Source organism: Campylobacter sp. CS_NA3, assembly GCF_027797495.1.
Lineage (GTDB): Bacteria > Campylobacterota > Campylobacteria > Campylobacterales > Campylobacteraceae > Campylobacter_B.
The window spans coordinates 1,072,371-1,090,295 of the sequence record NZ_CP115609.1 but is presented as its reverse complement, the minus strand read 5'-3'; the positions used below and the strand labels follow the sequence as shown (position 1 = coordinate 1,090,295).

General features: G+C 36.2%; 20 protein-coding genes. 12 read left to right on the top strand and 8 right to left on the bottom strand.

Going from position 1 to position 17,925, the window contains the following annotated elements; translation table 11 throughout:
- Positions 1 to 138: 138 nt before the first annotated feature.
- Entirely contained in the window at positions 139 to 3,351 is a 3,213-nt protein-coding gene (ccsA, locus tag PF026_RS05425) for a cytochrome c biogenesis protein (protein ID WP_270863526.1), read from the bottom strand.
- Between the two features lie 426 nt (positions 3,352 to 3,777).
- Positions 3,778 to 4,254 (bottom strand): CreA family protein, encoded by a 477-nt coding sequence (locus tag PF026_RS05420; RefSeq protein WP_270863525.1) that lies wholly within the window; start codon positions 4,252 to 4,254, stop codon positions 3,778 to 3,780.
- Between the two features lie 90 nt (positions 4,255 to 4,344).
- On the opposite strand from PF026_RS05420, the gene PF026_RS05415 reads away from it, so the two are divergent.
- The 8 genes from PF026_RS05415 (at position 4,345) to PF026_RS05380 (ending at position 10,658) form a co-directional block, all read left to right on the top strand.
- The gene (locus PF026_RS05415) at positions 4,345 to 5,712 is read left to right on the top strand and encodes a phosphomannomutase/phosphoglucomutase (protein ID WP_270863524.1); all 1,368 of its coding nucleotides are present in this window, start codon (positions 4,345 to 4,347) and stop codon (positions 5,710 to 5,712) included.
- Position 5,713: 1 nt separating this feature from the next.
- Positions 5,714 to 5,953, top strand: a complete 240-nt coding sequence (gene cmeU, locus PF026_RS05410) for a CmeU family protein (RefSeq protein WP_270863523.1) — start codon at positions 5,714 to 5,716, stop codon at positions 5,951 to 5,953.
- Complete coding sequence (locus tag PF026_RS05405) at positions 5,946 to 6,959, top strand: alanine racemase (protein ID WP_270863522.1); 1,014 nt, start codon at positions 5,946 to 5,948, stop codon at positions 6,957 to 6,959. The genes cmeU and PF026_RS05405 overlap by 8 nt, the downstream gene beginning before the upstream one ends.
- Positions 6,959 to 7,654 carry a LemA family protein gene (locus PF026_RS05400; protein ID WP_270863521.1) on the top strand — a complete coding sequence of 232 codons (696 nt, stop codon included), beginning with the start codon at positions 6,959 to 6,961 and terminating at the stop codon, positions 7,652 to 7,654. Before PF026_RS05405 ends, PF026_RS05400 begins: the two co-directional genes overlap by 1 nt.
- 3 nt (positions 7,655 to 7,657) lie before the next feature.
- Entirely contained in the window at positions 7,658 to 8,266 is a 609-nt protein-coding gene (locus PF026_RS05395; RefSeq protein ID WP_270863520.1) for a hypothetical protein, read from the top strand.
- Complete coding sequence (locus PF026_RS05390) at positions 8,263 to 9,075, top strand: TPM domain-containing protein (protein WP_270863519.1); 813 nt, start codon at positions 8,263 to 8,265, stop codon at positions 9,073 to 9,075. The genes PF026_RS05395 and PF026_RS05390 overlap by 4 nt, the downstream gene beginning before the upstream one ends.
- Before the next feature lie 229 nt (positions 9,076 to 9,304).
- Entirely contained in the window at positions 9,305 to 9,454 is a 150-nt protein-coding gene (locus tag PF026_RS05385; RefSeq protein WP_270863518.1) for a hypothetical protein, read from the top strand.
- A gap of 154 nt (positions 9,455 to 9,608) precedes the next feature.
- Entirely contained in the window at positions 9,609 to 10,658 is a 1,050-nt protein-coding gene (locus PF026_RS05380; RefSeq protein ID WP_270863517.1) for a DUF3137 domain-containing protein, read from the top strand.
- A 159-nt stretch (positions 10,659 to 10,817) separates the two neighbouring features.
- Here the strand turns inward: PF026_RS05380 and lysM are convergent, their stop codons facing one another.
- The 6 genes from lysM to ribA form a co-directional block, all read right to left on the bottom strand.
- The gene (lysM, locus tag PF026_RS05375; RefSeq protein WP_270860655.1) at positions 10,818 to 11,240 is read right to left on the bottom strand and encodes a peptidoglycan-binding protein LysM; all 423 of its coding nucleotides are present in this window, start codon (positions 11,238 to 11,240) and stop codon (positions 10,818 to 10,820) included.
- Between the two features lie 91 nt (positions 11,241 to 11,331).
- Positions 11,332 to 12,195, bottom strand: a complete 864-nt coding sequence (gene htpX / locus PF026_RS05370; RefSeq protein ID WP_270863516.1) for a zinc metalloprotease HtpX — start codon at positions 12,193 to 12,195, stop codon at positions 11,332 to 11,334.
- Positions 12,196 to 12,199: 4 nt separating this feature from the next.
- The gene (locus tag PF026_RS05365) at positions 12,200 to 12,748 is read right to left on the bottom strand and encodes a hypothetical protein (RefSeq protein WP_270863515.1); all 549 of its coding nucleotides are present in this window, start codon (positions 12,746 to 12,748) and stop codon (positions 12,200 to 12,202) included.
- The gene (locus PF026_RS05360; protein WP_270860658.1) at positions 12,749 to 12,976 is read right to left on the bottom strand and encodes a PP0621 family protein; all 228 of its coding nucleotides are present in this window, start codon (positions 12,974 to 12,976) and stop codon (positions 12,749 to 12,751) included.
- A gap of 10 nt (positions 12,977 to 12,986) precedes the next feature.
- Entirely contained in the window at positions 12,987 to 13,562 is a 576-nt protein-coding gene (rsmG, locus tag PF026_RS05355; protein WP_270863514.1) for a 16S rRNA (guanine(527)-N(7))-methyltransferase RsmG, read from the bottom strand.
- Complete coding sequence (gene ribA, locus PF026_RS05350; protein ID WP_270863513.1) at positions 13,559 to 14,122, bottom strand: GTP cyclohydrolase II; 564 nt, start codon at positions 14,120 to 14,122, stop codon at positions 13,559 to 13,561. The genes rsmG and ribA overlap by 4 nt, the downstream gene beginning before the upstream one ends.
- Positions 14,123 to 14,184: 62 nt before the next feature.
- Here ribA and hemB point away from each other — a divergent pair, with 62 nt between their 5' ends.
- The 4 genes from hemB to hemN are packed head-to-tail and all read left to right on the top strand — an operon-like array spanning position 14,185 to position 17,924.
- Positions 14,185 to 15,162, top strand: a complete 978-nt coding sequence (gene hemB, locus PF026_RS05345) for a porphobilinogen synthase (RefSeq protein WP_270863512.1) — start codon at positions 14,185 to 14,187, stop codon at positions 15,160 to 15,162.
- Positions 15,159 to 16,079, top strand: a complete 921-nt coding sequence (argF, locus tag PF026_RS05340; protein WP_270860661.1) for an ornithine carbamoyltransferase — start codon at positions 15,159 to 15,161, stop codon at positions 16,077 to 16,079. The genes hemB and argF overlap by 4 nt, the downstream gene beginning before the upstream one ends.
- On the top strand, positions 16,052 to 16,573 hold the full coding sequence (locus PF026_RS05335) for a DUF2603 domain-containing protein (protein WP_270860662.1): 522 nt from the start codon (positions 16,052 to 16,054) through the stop codon (positions 16,571 to 16,573). The genes argF and PF026_RS05335 overlap by 28 nt, the downstream gene beginning before the upstream one ends.
- On the top strand, positions 16,563 to 17,924 hold the full coding sequence (hemN, locus tag PF026_RS05330) for an oxygen-independent coproporphyrinogen III oxidase (RefSeq protein ID WP_270863511.1): 1,362 nt from the start codon (positions 16,563 to 16,565) through the stop codon (positions 17,922 to 17,924). The genes PF026_RS05335 and hemN overlap by 11 nt, the downstream gene beginning before the upstream one ends.
- Position 17,925: the final 1 nt, after the last annotated feature.

The window sequence follows — 17,925 nt, the reverse complement described above, 5'->3', positions numbered from 1 at the left end:
CATATTGTTAAACCAGTGCAAAGTATCGTAGGGTGGTATTTTGCCTACCATAATGGTTACACAAATAATTAAAAGATAAATTTAATAAATGTAAAATTTGGTGGGCAGGGATGCCCACCCTACGGTTTTTACTCAAATTTACAATTTCTGTGAATTATCCTTCTTAAAATACGCAAAAAACGCTAACAAAATCAGCACTAGCCCCAAAATCCACACCACAGCCGGAACTGGCACTCGCTCACCTGCTGCATACGAGTGCATACCGCTTAGATAATAATTAACGCCAAAATATGTCATCACAACGCTTGAAAATGCAAATACAGAAGCCACGGCAAAGGCGTATTGATCGTTTAGCTTCGGTATAAATCTAAAATGCACAACGGCTGCATAAACCAAAATCGTAACCAAAGCCCAAGTCTCTTTTGGATCCCAGCCCCAGTATCGCCCCCAGCTCTCGTTCGCCCAAACACCGCCTAAAAAGTTTCCGACCGTTAGCAGACAAAGCCCCAAAATCATCGACATTTCGTTAATGTGCGTTGCTTCTTTGATATTGCGTGAAAATTCGGCATTTTTCTTTGGATTTTGAAAAATAAATAAAATCAAAGTAAAAATTCCAAGCAACCAGCAAAGCCCTAAAAATCCGTAACTTGCCGTAATAACGCTAACATGGATTGTAAGCCAGTATGATTTAAGAACCGGTTGGATATTAGTAATTTGCGGATCCATACCGCTTAAAAATGCCACAAACAGCGTAATTCCTGCCATTATAGAAGTAAGCGCCAAAGAAATAGCCGATTTTTTAGAAAAAATCATACCGCTAAGCGATAACGCCCAAGCGATATAAACCATTGATTCGTATGAATTTGACCATGGTGCATGACCTGAGATATACCAACGAATAATAAGCCCTATGGTATGAAGCACAAAAGCTATAAAATTTACGATATAAACAGCCTTAAATGCGCCCGAAATTTGCGTTTTTGGGCTCATCATACGCACAAAAACAAAGGCTAATAAAAATAGTCCCGCCAAAATATAAACAGGAATCAAGCGAGTAAAAATTTTAAAATTATTAAAAAACACTTCGAATTTAATCGCCGTATCTGTCGGCATAATCTCTTTTGCGTGAGTTAGTTGATACTCTTTTAGCTCACGAAGTGCAGTATTTGCACTTTCCCAGTCGCCTGTTTTTTGTGCATTTACCACGCTATCAAAATATTTATTTAAAATTCCAAGCGCTTTTTCTTTCTCGTCCCCGCTAAAATACATATTAGCACCAACATAAGAAAACCACTCGTTATTTTGCGAATTTAGCTTTGGTATGACACGGAAAAATTCGCCCACAAACGACATATAAAAGATATTTACTCGCTCATCGACTTTTAAAATCTCTTTATCTAAGACACCGCGATTTCCAAGCGGTTTGCGATTTATCTCTTCGACCATTTTCGTAAGTTTATAGTGTGGTGTCCCGTCTTCGCCGGTTTCGAAAAAATCTGCCATTTTAGCGTGAGTTTTATTTTCGGCAATGCCTAAAATTTTCTTTAACTCTTTTTCGCTTACTTTTATGATTTCAGCACTCTTCCAAAACTCAGGATTTGCCATAAAAGATAGCATTACAGCGTTGTGATTTAGCCCTTGAAAATTTTCTTTGCGATAAATTTTGCTTAAAAGTTCGCGTGATACGGTGTCAAACGGCTCCATACGCCCGTCAAAACCCTGTATAACAAGCGTTTTTAGCTCATTTATGTGAGATTTATCGATTTGTGGCAAATTGTCGGCTTTTAGCGAATTTGGAGTGAAAATTCCTATCAAAAAAGCTAAAAATAACGCAGTAACCACGCCTTTTGATTTTTTAGATTTTTTATTTTTTTTCTTTGGTTGTGGGTTTTCGTTTTGCGAATTTTCGCTGTTAGAATTTGAATTTGGCAAATTCTCGTTTTTTGAATTTTGTGTTTTTGAATTTTGCGAATTTGGCATAGAATTCTCTCTTTTCGTGCTTTCATTTATCAAATTTGATAGTTTTATAAACCTTGAATTTGGGTTGAAAAAGTTAAATAACATACCCAAAATCAAAAGCCCATACCCGATATATGTAGGCATTTTACCCGGATCCCTATTTACCGATAAAATCGTGCCTTTTTCGTCTGTATCATACGAGCTTTGGAAAAAGCGATAACCCGCCCAGTCAAGCACATGGTTCATATAAATTTCATAATCAAAACTAGTGTCTTTGTCGATGACGGTTACTTCGCTACTATAACCTGATGGCGAATTTGAGCCAGGATAGCGATCAAGTTTGAAATCTTTTAGCTTCATCTCAAAAGGAAGCGTTATACTTTTTGGCGCCCACGCTACAACGAAATTTTCGCCGCCAACGCTAAAACTCTCTCCGCTTCGCCCATATATAAGATAAACTTCTTTTTCTTCGCCGTTGTAGCTTAAATTCGCTAAAATCGCCTCTTCGCCGCGAGTATCTTTTGGAAGCTCTGTAAAGCCCTTAACTGCGGATTTCAAAAGCGAAACAGGAGCAAAATTTAGATCTTCAAAGCTATAAAGCCCCAACTCGCTAAGCTCTATGTCGGTGTTTTTTTCTAAAACCGATTTGCTCATATCAGCCATTTTTGTTTGCGTGATTTCAAGGTTTGTATTTAGATAAAATTTGCCGTCTTTTAGCTTGATATAGATGAATTTTGGCTGTTTTGGCATAGTATTAAAAGCAAAATCAAAGTCGCCGATTTCGATATTTTCGCCTTGTTTTAGCGAAATGTTTCGCTTGTGTTGGCTATTTGAAAACAAAAACTCGACTCGTGGTTCGCCGTTTTCGCCTTCAACCCAGTTCATACCGCCGTTTGCGACGCTTTTTGTATATTTTAAATTTGCACTCTTGCCTTTATAAGGAAGCGAGATGTCAAAATTTGTTTTGCCAGTTAGCGAAAGGTAGTTTTTCTCACTAGCACTTACGAATTCGCCCTTTTCGTCGTGAGCGACAAGCTGGATATAAAAATCTCTTGTCGAAACCAAATTTGAGCTTTCGTTTTCTCTAATGTGGATATTTCCTTCAAAGCCGAAATATCGCGTCAAAATCGCACCCAAAAGGATAAATAAAAAGCTAAAATGGAATAAAAACGCAGGAAGTTTTTTGATTTTAATAAGATTGTATTTTACAATATTGTAGGCTAAATTTATGCCTAAAAGCACCATTATAGCGCCAAACCAAAGTGTGTTATAAACCATCGCCCATGCGATTTCGGTGCTATAAACTGTTTCGATTATCGTTGCGACGGCGCAAGCTACGGCAAATACTAGTAGCCAAAACGACGCAGCACCAATGCTTAAAAAGTATTTCATTTTTGTCCTTTAAATTTTTAAAATTAACCGAGTGATTTTACAATATAAAGACTTTTTATTAGCTAAAAATTTTTTAAACTGCGTTATTTTTGTGTGTTTGTTACTTTAAAATTTAAATTTGCAAATTTCATTTCCATTGTCATCGCGAGAATTTGCGTAGCAAAACAAGCGAAGCGTTTTTTGCGAAGTAAAAATATTTCCTTGAAAATCGTCGGCATACGCAGTTTAAATTTAAGTTGAATTTTTTTGAAATTTAGTTGATTTGCTAGAAAATATTCAAGACAGGATAGGCGTAGTAAGGCGCAAATTTAGGCAGTTTCAAGCGAAGTTACCTGTGGCGGTAATGAGCGATGAAACTGCATAAATTTGCGCCTTAATCCGTTCAAGTCTGGGGAATTAAAAGCTAGGCTGATTTCTAAATAGAATTTAATACCTAAATTCGCAAACGCTTCCCACTGCTTGATTACACGCTATGGCTGAAACTGAGTTATTCGGCGAACCATCAATTAGCCTGTCAGAATAAGCTAGATAAATTATCGTTTTTTCCTTTTCGTCAAACATACGCACGACATGGGTCTTTTTAAACAAAATCGAGCTTTTTTTCTTAAAAATGTCCTCTTTTTCAAGTTTTTCTTTTATGATGATTTTTGGTGCGGTTTGCACGCACCAAACAGAAGCATCAGATGTATCTTCTTCGACACCCACGATTTCCTTTGCGCCGCCTTTTTTGGCATACGATACATAGCAGCTAATGCCATCTATTTTAGGGTCTTTAACCGAAATGACTTCAATGCGGTCGTTTTTGCCTAGCAACCGCCACGAAGTCGGCACAGAATCGATGACTTCATAATCATCGCCAAACGCAAAAATGGCAAAAATGAAAGCCAAAAATATTTTTTTCATAGTTTTTCCTTTAAATTTTTTCGTAATTTTATCATTTATTTAGCCGTTAGTGGTAAAATAACAAGATTTTTTATAAAAAGGTAAATTTTTATGATACAAAATATTTTCAGAGAATACGATATTCGCGGAATTTTTGGAAGCGAATTAAACGAGACTAGCGTTAAAGCAATCGGCTTTGAGCTTGGCAAAGAAATAGCAAACAGGGGCTTAAAAAAAGTTAGCGTGGGTTATGATGCAAGACTTAGCGCAAATTCGCTTTTTGAGAGCTTTGTGAGCGGATTAAATCACGCAAATTTGCAAGTTTTTAATATCGGCTTGTTGCCAACGCCGATTGGCTATTTTAGCGTATTTACAAACAAATTTGACGCAAACATTATGATAACAGGCTCTCACAATCCAAAAGAATACAACGGCTTTAAAATCACGCTTGGCACGGATAGTTTTTTTGGGAAAGATTTGCAAAATTTAGGTAAAAAAGTGGCTGAATTTATAGAAAGCGGAGAGAAAATTACTACAAACGCAAAGGCTGAAAATTTCGATATTTTAAGTGATTATTTGGACTTTTTTGAAAAAGAATTTGCAAATTTGAAAGATTTTGATTTTCCTTTTGTGATAGATTGCGCTAACGGTGCAGCAGGAATCAGCGCAACGCAAATTTGCAAAAGACTAAATTTAAAGGCAAAAATTCTCTACCCTGAGCCAAATGGCAACTTCCCAAACCATCACCCAGACCCTAGCGAAGAAAAAAATCTAGCCGACCTTAAAAACGAAATGGCAAAAAACGGCTATAAAATCGGCTTTGGTTTTGACGGAGATGCCGATAGAATCGCTGTTTTAACGCCAAATCATAACATAAAAGGCGACGAACTGGCATGTTTATTGGCTCTAAATATGAAAAATCCGCGAATTTTAGGCGAAGTAAAATGTTCGCAAGCCATGTATGATACGATAAATAAAATCGGTAAAAGCTTTATGGGAAAAACGGGACATTCGAACATAAAAAAAGCGATGAAAGAGCTAGGAATCGACCTTGCAGCCGAAGTTAGTGGTCATATTTTCTTTAAAGAGCGATATTTTGGCTTTGATGATGGCGTGTATGCGATGATGAGAGTGCTTGAACTAATTAAGCTTGGTTTTGATTTGGAAGCTGAACTTGCCAAACTACCGAAGTTTTATAGCACCGATGAGATTAAATTTAAAACGAGCGAAGAAGAGAAATTTGAGATTATTGAAAAATTAAAAACGCAAATTTCAAACGGAATTGCAAATTTACCAAAAATCGTTGATATTATCGATATTGACGGCGTTAGAGTGAGATTTGATGATGGCTGGGCTTTGGTAAGAGCTAGTAATACAACGCCAGTAATTGTTACAAGATTTGAAGCCAAGACACCTGAATTTAGAGATTTGCTCCAAGCTGAATTTTTAAAAATTTTAAATGAAATCGCAGGAAAATAAAATGGAAAAAAGCCAAATCGTAAAAGAAAATATAGAAAAACTGCTTGATAACAGAGCTGAATTTTACGCACTTTTTGATGAAAAAATTCCTAAAATAAATGGAACAGATGTTTTTGATTTTAAAAATGCAAAAGATTGTGATATTAAAGAAATTTATGAAAAATTTCACAAATACGACTATGCGATTCGAAAACTTTTGCCATATCTTTATGAAGCGTATGGGGTGAAATTTAATGTCTGAAATCACGCTAGATAGGAAAGCTTACGAGCATAATATAAACAAAATCGCAAATAAAGTCGGTGGCGTGGAAAAAATCTATCTCATAGCCAAAGATAACTCTTACGGGCATGGTGCAAAGCTGGTTTGCGAATTTGCTAAAACTCTTGGCATAAAAAAAGGCGTTGTTCGCACACTAAATGAAGCCGTAGAAATAGCTGAATTTTTTGATGAAGTGCTGATTTTATCGCACATTCCAAACGGCAATGAAGATGAGCGATTTATTTATGCGATAAATGATATTTCAAATTTTAAAACGCTAAAAAAAGGCTTGAAAATTCACATTGCTGTTGATACCTTGATGCACCGAAACGGCATAAGCACAGATGAGCTCGAAAATGCTCTAAATTTGGCAAAATCTGGCGAATTTAGATTGCTTGGATTTTACACGCATTTTCGCAAAGCCGATGAATTTGGAAGCGATTTTTTCACGCAAAGGCAAAATTTTAGCGAATTTAAAAAAATCGCCAAAGAAAAGTGCAAAGAATTTGGCTTTGAAAATGTCGTTTTTCACTCTTGCAACTCCGCTGCAATCGAGCGAAGCGCTGAATTTGATGATGAGTTTGTGCGAGTTGGCATAGCTCAGTTTGGTTACGCTCAGTTTGATGAAAGTCTGAATTTAAAGCCTGTTTTAAAGCTTTATGCCGATAAAATCAGCTCTCGCATTTTAAAAAAAGGCGAAAAAGTGGGGTATGGGGCTAAATTTGAAGCTCCAAGCGATATGAAAATCGCAACTTATGATTTAGGATATGCTGACGGCGTTTTTCGCTACAACGGCGAGGGCGAGTTAAGGGTGGCAAATGGAGCAAAAATGCTTGGCAAAATGTCAATGGATAGCTTCGTTTGCGAAGATTTTGGCGAAAAAATTTGCGTCATCGACAACGCAAAAGAGTGGGCGAAATTTTTTAATACGATTGAATACGAAATTTTAGTAAAATTACATGAAAAAATCCAAAGAAGGTGGGTCTAATGGAAGAGTTAGAAAACAAAAATTCACAAAATGGCGGTGGCGTAGAATACGACCGAAACTATGAAAATTCGCCAAAAAGCGAGAAAAAAGGCGGTTTTGGTTGGCTTAAAGTTGTTGGAATTTTGGTGGCGATTGCCATTATTTTTGGTTTTATCGCCGTGCCGACATATAACAAGCTCGTTAAAATGGACGAAGATGTAAATGCGGCGTGGGCACAGGTGCAAAATCAATACAAACGAAGAGCGGATTTAATCCCAAATTTCGTTGAAACCGTAAAGGGCTATGCAAGTCATGAAAGAGAAACTCTTGAAGGCGTTATAAACGCCCGTGCAAAGGCAACTAGCGTAAATGTCGATGCCAACACGGCTCCACAAACTATGGAGGCCCTACAACAATTTAACGAAGCACAAACCGGGCTAAATTCGGCACTTTCTCGCCTTATGCTTGTGGTTGAACGCTACCCTGAACTAAAAGCGAACGAAAATTTCACGCAACTTCAAACACAACTCGAAGGCACTGAAAATCGCATTGCTGTGGCTAGAAAAGACTATATCGGCGTGGTGCAAGAGTATAACAAAGTTATCAGAGTTTTTCCGACAAATATCATCGCAAAACTTGTCGGCATGGGCGGAAGTAAGCCGGTTTTTGCGGCAAGTGAAGCTGAACAGGCTGCGCCACAGGTTTCGTTTAAATAAAAAATGATAGAGCAAATTTACAAAACTAGCATAACGGAGACTATAACGGAAGCAGAAAAACGCTCAAATGCCGAATTTATCTGCGTTTTGAGTAACGAAGCTATTGATTATGCTCCGCTTTCGTGGAGCGTGGCGGCGACACTAGCTTTTATAACGGGAGCCGTGCTTATGTTTTTCCCGCAAATCGGCAAAATAACGGCGTTTGAAATCGTGGTTTTGGTATTTTTGCTCTTTAAATTTCTATTTTATAAATTTCCAAAATTTTTGGAATTTATGCTTCCAAAGATGATGAAATTTAGGCTAACTTACGATTTTGCGTTTAGCAAATTTGAACTTTTTGGATACGATAAATGCGATGATACGGTTATGTTTTGCGTTTGTGTAAATGAAAAAATCGCCCACATAATCTGTGGAAAAAATATCGCAGAAGTTATACCAAATAGCGAATTTTTAGACATCATAAACGAATTTTGCCAAAATGTAAATTCGCAAAATTTAGGGCAAGTTTTGCAAAATTCCGTTAAAAATTTATGCGAGTTAGTGGTCGCAAAAGTCGCTAAAACAGCCGATGACAAAGACGACATTAAAGAAAAATTTGTGGAGATAAAATGAAAAAAATTTTGCTTTTTTTAATGTTTTGTTTTTGTTTTAGCGACGCAAAAATCAGCGATTATTTAGCCCAGCCAAATAATCACGCCGTCATCGATGAAGCCGGAATTTTACGCCCACAAATAGAAGAAGCGTTAAATGATTTGCTTATCAAATTTGATGAAAACTCTACAAATCAAATCTCGGTTGTAAGTGTTAAATCGCTTGGCGGTTATGAAATCGAAGAATTCGCAAACGAACAGGCTAGATTTTTGGCTTTGGGACAAAAAAAGTATGACAACGGCATTTTGCTTTTGGTCGCGCCAAATGAGCGAAAAGTTCGCATAGAAGTGGGCTATGGCTTAGAAGGCGTTTTAACTGACGGCATTGCAAAACGGATAATTGATTATAAAATTTTGCCACATTTTAAGGCAGGGGATTACGAAAATGGCGTTGTTAGCGGTGTTTTAACGATTTTGGATTTTATCGAAAACGGCGATATAAAATTTGAAAAAATCGCCAAAAATGACGAAGAAGCCGACATTGGCTTTATTATTTTTATGATATTCTTTTTCATTATTTTGTATATGATGAGCAGGGATAATAGATCTTACAGGGCACGAAACAGCGACGACACGATAATTTTGGGCGATATAGCAAGTGAAATTTTGCGAAATTCTATGCGTTCGGGCGGTGGATTTGGCAGATATGGTGGCGGTTTTGGCGGTGGATTTTCTCACGGCGGTGGATTTTCTCACGGCGGTGGATTTGGCGGCGGATTTAGCGGTGGGGGCGGAGGCTTTGGCGGAGGCGGAGCTAGCGGAAGCTGGTAAGTCTGTTTTTGGAAATTGAAATGAGCCTAGCTTTTAATTCCCCGAACTTGAACGGATTAAGGCACAAATTTAGGTAATTCCTGCGCTCATTACCGACATAGGTAACTTCGCTTGAAATTACCTAAATTTGTGCCTTACTACGCCTATTTCGTCTTGAATATTTTTTTATAAATTAAACAAATTTGCAAAAATCGTCGGCATTTGTGGTTCAAATTTAAGTTGAGTTTTTTTGCAAATTTTTAGATTTACTCTGCTTCGCTACGCTACGCAAGAAACCTGTCTCACGCTTTGCGTGAGCCATCGCTACGCTGGTTTTGTCATTGCGAGAATTTGCACAGCAAATTCGAAGCAATCGCCAATGGTTAAATTTGCGATATAATTCAACTTTGTCATTGCGATTTTTTCGTAGAAAAACAAAGCAAAACAAGTGAAGCGGTGCGAGTGCATAGCACGAAGCAGGTTTGGACGAGCAAAGCGCGAAGTCAATCCGGCAACGCCGTTAGGCGTTTTGAAATTAAATTTAAGGCAAGAATTTGGATATTAACGAACTAGAAAATTTGCGATTTGGAATTTTAAAAGAAGTTAATAAAGCAAAGCCTTTGGCTATTCTTGGAGCTTTTATATTACCGATATTGATTTGGTTAATTTTGCATCTTAAAGATTACAATCTTGACAAGCGTATTATAGTTTGTGTTTGTATAATAATAATTTCCCCTATGCTAATATTTATAGCGCAAAATTCTGACGATTCTGAGCCAGATGAGATAAAATTTATAAAATTTATACTCGTAATTTTAATTGCATTTACACTATATCAACGAGATTTTTTTTATATCGCAGTTTTCATTTTTACACCAATTACAATCTTTCTAACATACAAAATTATTATAAAACATATAAAGGAAGCAAAACAAAAAATATATCAAAAAGAATTTAAAATTCATTTTTTAGAGCCTTATGTAGCAGAATTTGGTTTTAGCTATAAAAGTAGTGCTTTGGTAGAAATTGCTGATTTAGAAAATAGCAAATTATTTTGGAAGAAAATTTATTTACTTGAAGAATATGCAAGAAGTGGCAATGATAAAATTTGTGGAAATTTTGATAATATTAAGTTTGAGTTTTACGATTTAACTATATATGATAAAAACAGAAATCACGGAATTTATGGCATATTTTTTCACGCAAATTTTAATAAAAATATCAACTCGACAACTTTTGTGGTATCAAAAGAGACTGTTTGCGATAATGCTAAAAAATTCAAAAAAATCACAATGGACGATAGCGAATTTAACGCTAAATTTAGTGTTTATTCAAATGATTTGCAAAATGCAATGTATATTTTAAGTCCTGCTTTTATGAAGCGACTTTTGGATTTAAAAAGACGACTAAATTTTCCAATCAGCGTTAGTTTTGTGGGAGATAAAATTTATATATTTTTAGATACAGGAAAAGATAATTTCGAGCCAGACATCGATAAAAGCGTTTTACACGCAAATCCTGCATTTACCATAAAACGCGAACTTTCGCACTTTTTATCTATCGTCAAAACACTAAATTTAAATACAAGAATTTGGAAAGTGTGAAATTTTCAAATTTGGCTCATAACTCAAAATTTACAAAACGGCGATAAATTTATTTTTTTGTATAGTATTTATTTTGCGAGTAAAATTTTCAGCCATAAAAAAACCACAAGGGCGAAAAATTCGCACCTTGTGGTAAAGGATTTATGAAATTTACCAAAATTATAATTTTGGAATTCTGATTTTTTGACCCGGATAAATCAAATTTGCATCTTTGATGACTTCGCGATTTGCTTCGAAAATCACAGGATATTTGTTTGGATCGCCGTAGAATTTTTTAGCGATTTTTGAAAGATTATCGCCTTTTACGATAGTGTAGTAGTTATCGCCTTCATCTTCTCTAACACCTTCGATTTCTACTTTTGTGATACCTTTAACATTTCCTGCGATTAGGGCAGCTTTTTCAAGTGCTTCCGGACTTGCATCGCCGCTGATTTTTACGGTATCGCCCTCGACTTTGATTTCAAGGTTTTCAACCGGCTCTGAGCTTAGGCTAGTAGCGATTTCGCTTTTGATATTCTCTTCGTCTTTGCCTAGACCGAGTAACTTTTTACCTGCGTTTGCAACAAATGATAGTAATCCCATTTTTGGACTCCTTAAAAGTAATTTCTTAAAAAATTAAGATTGTGAAATTTTACAATTTTTTAGTAAATGATTGTAAAATTTCAAATTAATTTTAACCGCGAATTTGTTTTAGCTCTTGCTCGATTTGCGTTAGCTTTTCTATGCGATCAGCCGTTGTTGGGTGAGTTGAGAACAAATTCGTAAGCCCTTTTAATCCGCTAAATGGATTTATTATAAACATGTGCGCTGTTTGCGAATTTGCATTTTGCATACGATAATTTTTAGCGTAATTATCAAGTTTCGATAGAGCCGAAATCAGCCACTCAGGGTGTCCTGTGAGTTTGGCAGCACCTGCGTCGGCTTTAAATTCGCGTGTGCGAGAAATCGCCATTTGGATAACACTAGCGGCAAGTGGCATTACGATAGCTGCTAGTAGCATAAAAGCTCCGCCGCCGCGGTTGTTTGCGTCGTTTCTGCCTGTGGCAGCTCCCACTTTGGCGAAATTTCCTAGCATAGCAATCGCACCTGCAAAAACAGAGGCAACCGAGCCGATTAAAATATCATAGTGATTTACATGGCTCATTTCGTGAGCCAAAACGCCTTCTACTTCTTTTTCGTCCATTAGTTTTAAAAGACCTTCGGTTACGGCAACGGCGGCGTGGCTAGGGTTTCTGCCTGTGGCAAAGGCATTTGGCACTTGCTCGGGGATTATATAAACCTTTGGCATAGGCAAATTTGCTCTATCTGCTAAGCGTTCTACTATATTATAAAGTCCTGCTGCGTTTGCTCTGCTTACTTCGACGGCTTTGTAGTGCTTTAAAACTAGTTTATCGCTGAAAAAATAGCTGAAAAAATTCATTCCCGCTGCCACCAAAAATGCGATTATCATGCCTGTTTGACCTGCGATTAGATTTCCTACAAACATAAATAAAAGCATTAAGCCCACCATTAAACCGGCAGTTTTTAATTTTTCCATTTTTTCAACCTTTCTTATTTAAGATTTCTCTTAATGATTGCAAATTTTCATTTTGAAATTCGTTAGCTTGAATTTTATCAGAATTTTTGGTTAATATATCTTTACTTTGTGTTTGCTTTTTAAATTTGTTAAATTCAAGCTTTGGGAGTGCGAATTTTGGCTTGAAACTCGGTAAAAAAGAGTGCGATAAAAAGCGAATTCCGTTTTTGAAAATCGCCGCATCGACGCCGATTTCGGCTAGATCTTTTAAATGGCGTTCGCTTGAAATGATACAGGCGATTTTTGCGTCAAATAGATAATTTTGCGCCAGATCCTGCGCTGTTTTTGCAAATTTTTTATCTACCACTATAAAACTAGCTCCGCTTGCGTTTGCGAGTATGATTTCTTGGATTTTATTTGTCCTAACGCTAAATTTTTTGCCTAAAATTTGCGAACTTTCGATAAATTTTGGATTGAATTTAAAAAGCAAATTATCGTATTTTGCCACTTCGTCAAAGTTGCTAACAGCCGTAAAAGGCTCAAATTTAATAAGTCTATGCCCGATAATAATCATCTATTTTTCCTTTTTTTCGCACTCATTGCAAATTTGTTGTTTGTTTTTTGTATGAATTTCATCTTCGCTCACAAAAGCGCCGCAACACTCGCAAAGCACCAAATTTTGGGTATTTTCGTCGTTTTTATTTTTTTTGGTTGAGCTTTCGCTTTTTTTTGTGCGAAATTTTGGCACTATAAAAAAATAAATCAAAGCTATAATTATGATTAAAGATAAAAGTTTTCCCATTTTTCGCCTTTTAAATTAGTTTTGAAATTTCACTTATTAAAAGATAATTTCTGGTTTTTTCATTAAAAATTTGCGTTTTTGCAAATTTAAACTTTTCTAAAAATTCGCTGATTTCGGCTTCTACGCTACTACCTTTATACAGCAAAAAGTGCGTTTTTTCATCATAAAATCCATCGCAAATTTCAACTAAATTTTTAGTTTTCATAACCGCCCTTGAAGTTATCAAATCGGCTCTTAATTTTAGCGAATTTTGGATTTTTTCTCTATGAATTTGGATATTTTGCAAACCTAAATTTACCTTTGCGTAGGTTAGAAACGCCGCTTTTTTTGCGTTTGGTTCGTAAAAATGCCACTTTGTGTGATTTAAAATAATCGCTAAAAACATAGCAGGAAATCCTGCCCCGCTACCGATGTCAAGTGCGATTTTTGGGTATTTTGGGATAAATTCTATGCCTTTTATGCTATCAGCGATAATCTCTTTTAAATCATCGTAATTTGTCAGGCTGTGAATTTGGTTAAATTTACGCAAACACTCGCCGAATTTATCGCATTTTTCATCAAAATCGCTTGGCAAAATCAAATTCACAGCAAATGCCCCATTTTATCTTTTTTCGTTTTTAGATAATTTTCGTTAAATTTATTTGATTTTATAATGATTGGAATTCGGCTTACAATCTCCACACAGTGCAAATTTGAAAGCTTTTCGGGGTTGTTTGTTAGCAAATTTATCTTTTTGATTTCATAATGTTTTAAAATAAAATCAACTATTTCGTAAGTTCGCTCATCTGCTTTGAAGCCCAGCTGATGATTTGCCTCGATTGTATCAAAACCCTTATCTTGCAGTGCGTAAGCGTTTATTTTATTTAAAAGTCCGATATTTCGCCCTTCTTGACGCAAATAAATCACCATACCGCCGTTAGATTCAATAAATTTAAGACTTTCTTCGAGCTGATCTCTGCAATCGCATTTTAAGCTTCCTATCGCATCGCCTGTTAGACACTCTGAGTGAATTCGCACATTAACTACTTCGCTAAACGGCATTTTAGCGATAACCAAATGCTCTTTTTGATTTTCTTTAAAAGACTGCACTTTAAATTTACCAAAGCGTGATGGCAAATTTGCAATCTCTGAAATTTCAATTTTCATATAAAATTTACTCCAAATATGATAAAATTATCGCTTGTATTGTATCTAAAAAAGGAAAAACAATGTTTAAACGATTTAGAAGATTACGCATAAATCCGAATTTAAGGGATTTGGTGCGAGAAACTTCGTTAGAAAGTCGCAACTTTATCTATCCGCTTTTTGTCGTAAGTGGCGAAAATGTGAAAAAAGAAATTTCTTCGATGCCGGGCGTTTTTCAAATGAGCCTTGATGAAATTTTAAAAGAGTGCGAAAATTTGGTAAATTTGGGTATAAAAAGCATAATTTTATTTGGAATTCCAAATTTAAAAGATAGCGTTGGAAGCGACGCTTTAAGTGATAACGGCATTATCGCAACTTCGCTTCGAGCGATAAAAGATAAATTTCCAAATTTGTTTGTTATTACAGATTTGTGTTTTTGTGAATACACAGATCACGGGCATTGTGGTATAATCGACCCCGTCAAACAAACCGTCGATAATGACGCAACGCTTGAAATTTCGGTTAAACAGGCTTTGATTCACGCTAAAAATGGTGCCGATATGATAGCTCCAAGCGGTATGATGGACGGCATAATTTCGGCTCTTAGGGACGGACTAGATAGCAACGGATATGAAAATTTGCCGATAATGGCGTATTCGACTAAATTTGCTAGCGGATATTATGGACCTTTTAGAGATGTAGCTGAGAGCACACCGCATTTTGGCGATAGAAGCTCATATCAAATGGATCCTGCTAATCGATTAGAGGCGATAAATGAAAGCTTGGAAGATGAAATGCAAGGGGCTGATATTTTAATGGTAAAACCGGCTCTTGCTTATTTAGATATTATTAGAGATTTAAGGGAAAAAACACTTTTGCCGATTTGCGCGTATAATGTAAGCGGTGAATATGCGCTTTTAAAGGCAGGAGCCAAACTTGGTGTGATTGATTATGAAAGGGTTATGGTTGAGACGCTTTTAAGTATCAAAAGGGCAGGTGCGGATATGATAATAAGCTATCATGCAAAAGAAATTTGCGAAATTTTAAGGAGAGCAAAATGAGACATTTTTTATCGTTTGATGACTTCACAAAAGAAGAAATCTTAGAGATTATTAAACTAGGTGCCGATATTAAAAAAGAGGCAAAAAGTGGTGAATACAAGCCATATCTTAAAAATCAAACTTTGGCTATGATTTTTGAAAAAAGTTCGACTAGAACGCGCGTTAGCTTTGAAACAGGTATGTATCAACTAGGCGGTCAAGCTATGTTTTTAAGTAGCCGTGATATTCAGCTAGGTCGTGGTGAGCCTATCCGCGATACTGCAAGAGTTATCTCAAAAATGGTAGATATGGCAATGCTTAGAGTTTATAAACAAAGCGATTTGGTTGAATTTGCTAAATTTTCAGATGTGCCTGTTATAAACGGACTTAGCGATAATATCCACCCGGTGCAGTTAATGGCTGATTATATGACTATGCAAGAGCTTGGCAAAGAGGGCATTGTAGCTTACATAGGCGACGGAAATAATATGGCTCACTCTTGGATTTCACTAGCTTCTATTTTAGGTTTTGAGCTTAGAGTTGCGACACCAAAAGGCTATGAAGCAGACCATAAAATCATAGAAAAAGCATTAGAAAATGCTAAGACAAGTGGTGCAAAAATTCACTTTACAAACGATCCAAAAGAGGCAATCGAAGGCGTTGAGGTCGTTGCGACAGATACTTGGATTTCTATGGGTCAAGAAGATGAAAAAGATCGCAAAGTAAAACAATTTGAGGGATTTTGTGTTAAAACAAGTATGATGAATTTGGCGAAAAAAGACGCTATTTTCTTGCATTGTTTGCCAGCTTACAGGGGCTATGAAGTTAGCGAAAATGTTTTTGAAAAACACGCAAATGAAGTATTTTTAGAAGCTGAAAATAGACTTCATGCGCAAAAAGGAATTATGGTTTGGCTAGATCGTCAAAGGAAAAAATAAATTCTCCCGTAAAAAAGGACGAAATTTACAAAAAAATCGATAAAGCAAGTGAAATTTTGGGTCTTAGTGATGATGAAAAAACTATTTTTGAAATCACTAATGACCCGCAAACAAACGAAAAAAAGCTTGTTTTAAAAAGTGGTTCATGGGAGCAGGGTGAGCCTTGGTTTGGGATCGATGAAAAGGGCGAACTTCATACGATGGTTTCGATAAAATCTCTTTCAAATTTAATTCAAATCGCCAAAAATGCGATGAAAGAGAATTTCGATCTCAAACTTGAAAAAAGTATTTGGCAACATGTACCTGTTGATTTTGGCGATGTTTGGGTTGTGTGTATGGACGAAATTCGTAAGATTACGGCACATAATCCAAATATTTCACGCATAAATATAGATTTGGATAGCGTTGTTGATAATGTAAAAAAAGAGCACCCAAATTTATTTGTAGATATTAAAGAGTTTATTGAGCAGAAAGGTAATATAAGTGAAGATTGATTTTGACGCTTATGCGAAATTTTCAAAGCCGGGACCAAGATATACTAGTTATCCCACAGCCCTTGAATTTGGTAGAAATTTTAGTTTGCAAGAGTATGAAAATGAACTAAAAAATCAAAATTCACAAACGCCGTTGTCGCTGTATTTTCACATGCCATTTTGCAGAAGCGCCTGTTATTTTTGCGGTTGCAATGTGATTTATACGAGCAAAAGCGACAAAATGGATAGATATTTGGATTTTGTTGAAAGAGAAATGCAAATTTTAAGCGAATTTTTGGATACTTCGCGAAGCGTAACTCAAATGCACTTTGGCGGCGGAACGCCGACATATTTTGATGCGGGACAACTTGATCGCCATATAAAAAATATAAAAAAATATTTTAAAAATTTTAGCGATGATGCCGAGATTAGCTGTGAGATTGATCCTAGATTTTTAACGCCAGAACAACTTGATGTTTTGATTTCGCATGGATTTAACCGCATAAGCTACGGCGTTCAAGATTTTAACGAAAAGGTGCAAAAAGAAATTCACCGAATTCAACCTTTTGAGATCACGCAAAATGCGACAAAAATGGCACGAGACAGGGGTATAAAATCTATAAATATGGATCTTATTTACGGGCTTCCTTATCAGAGTTTGGAAAGTTTTAAAGAGACTTTGAGATTAGCTTTAAGCCTTGATCCTGATCGCTTTGCGATATTTAACTACGCTCATGTTCCGTGGATAAAAAAATCTATGCGTAAATTTGATGAAACTAGCTTACCAAGCCCAAAAGTTAAGCTTGAAATTCTTAAATTTACACACGATTTTTTAACTGCTAACGGTTATGAACCAATAGGCATGGATCACTACTCAAAACCAAGCGACGAGCTTCACGCTGCCCTTAAAAACGGCACTCTTCATAGAAATTTTCAAGGATATACCACAAAAGGCGGAGCGGATTTAGTGGGAATTGGCTTAACTAGTATCGGCGAAGGCAAACGCTACTACGCACAAAATTTTAAAGATATGAGCGAATATGAAAATGCGATAGAGCAGGGCAAATTGCCGTTTTTTAAAGGAATTTTGCTAAGCGATGAAGATTTGCTTAGAAAAGAAGTCGTTATGAATTTGATGAGTAACTTTATCGTCGATATTAAGGGAGTTGAAGCTAAATTTGGCATTAAATTTTTCGAGCATTTCAAAGATAGCCTAAGAGAGCTTGAAGAGCTTAAAGATTTTGTGCAAATAAGCGATGAAAAAATCAGCGTAACGCCGACAGGAACGCTTTTGATACGAAATATCGCAATGTGCTTTGATGAGTATATGAAATTTAATGTAGGCGAGAAAAAATTCTCAAAAACGGTGTAAG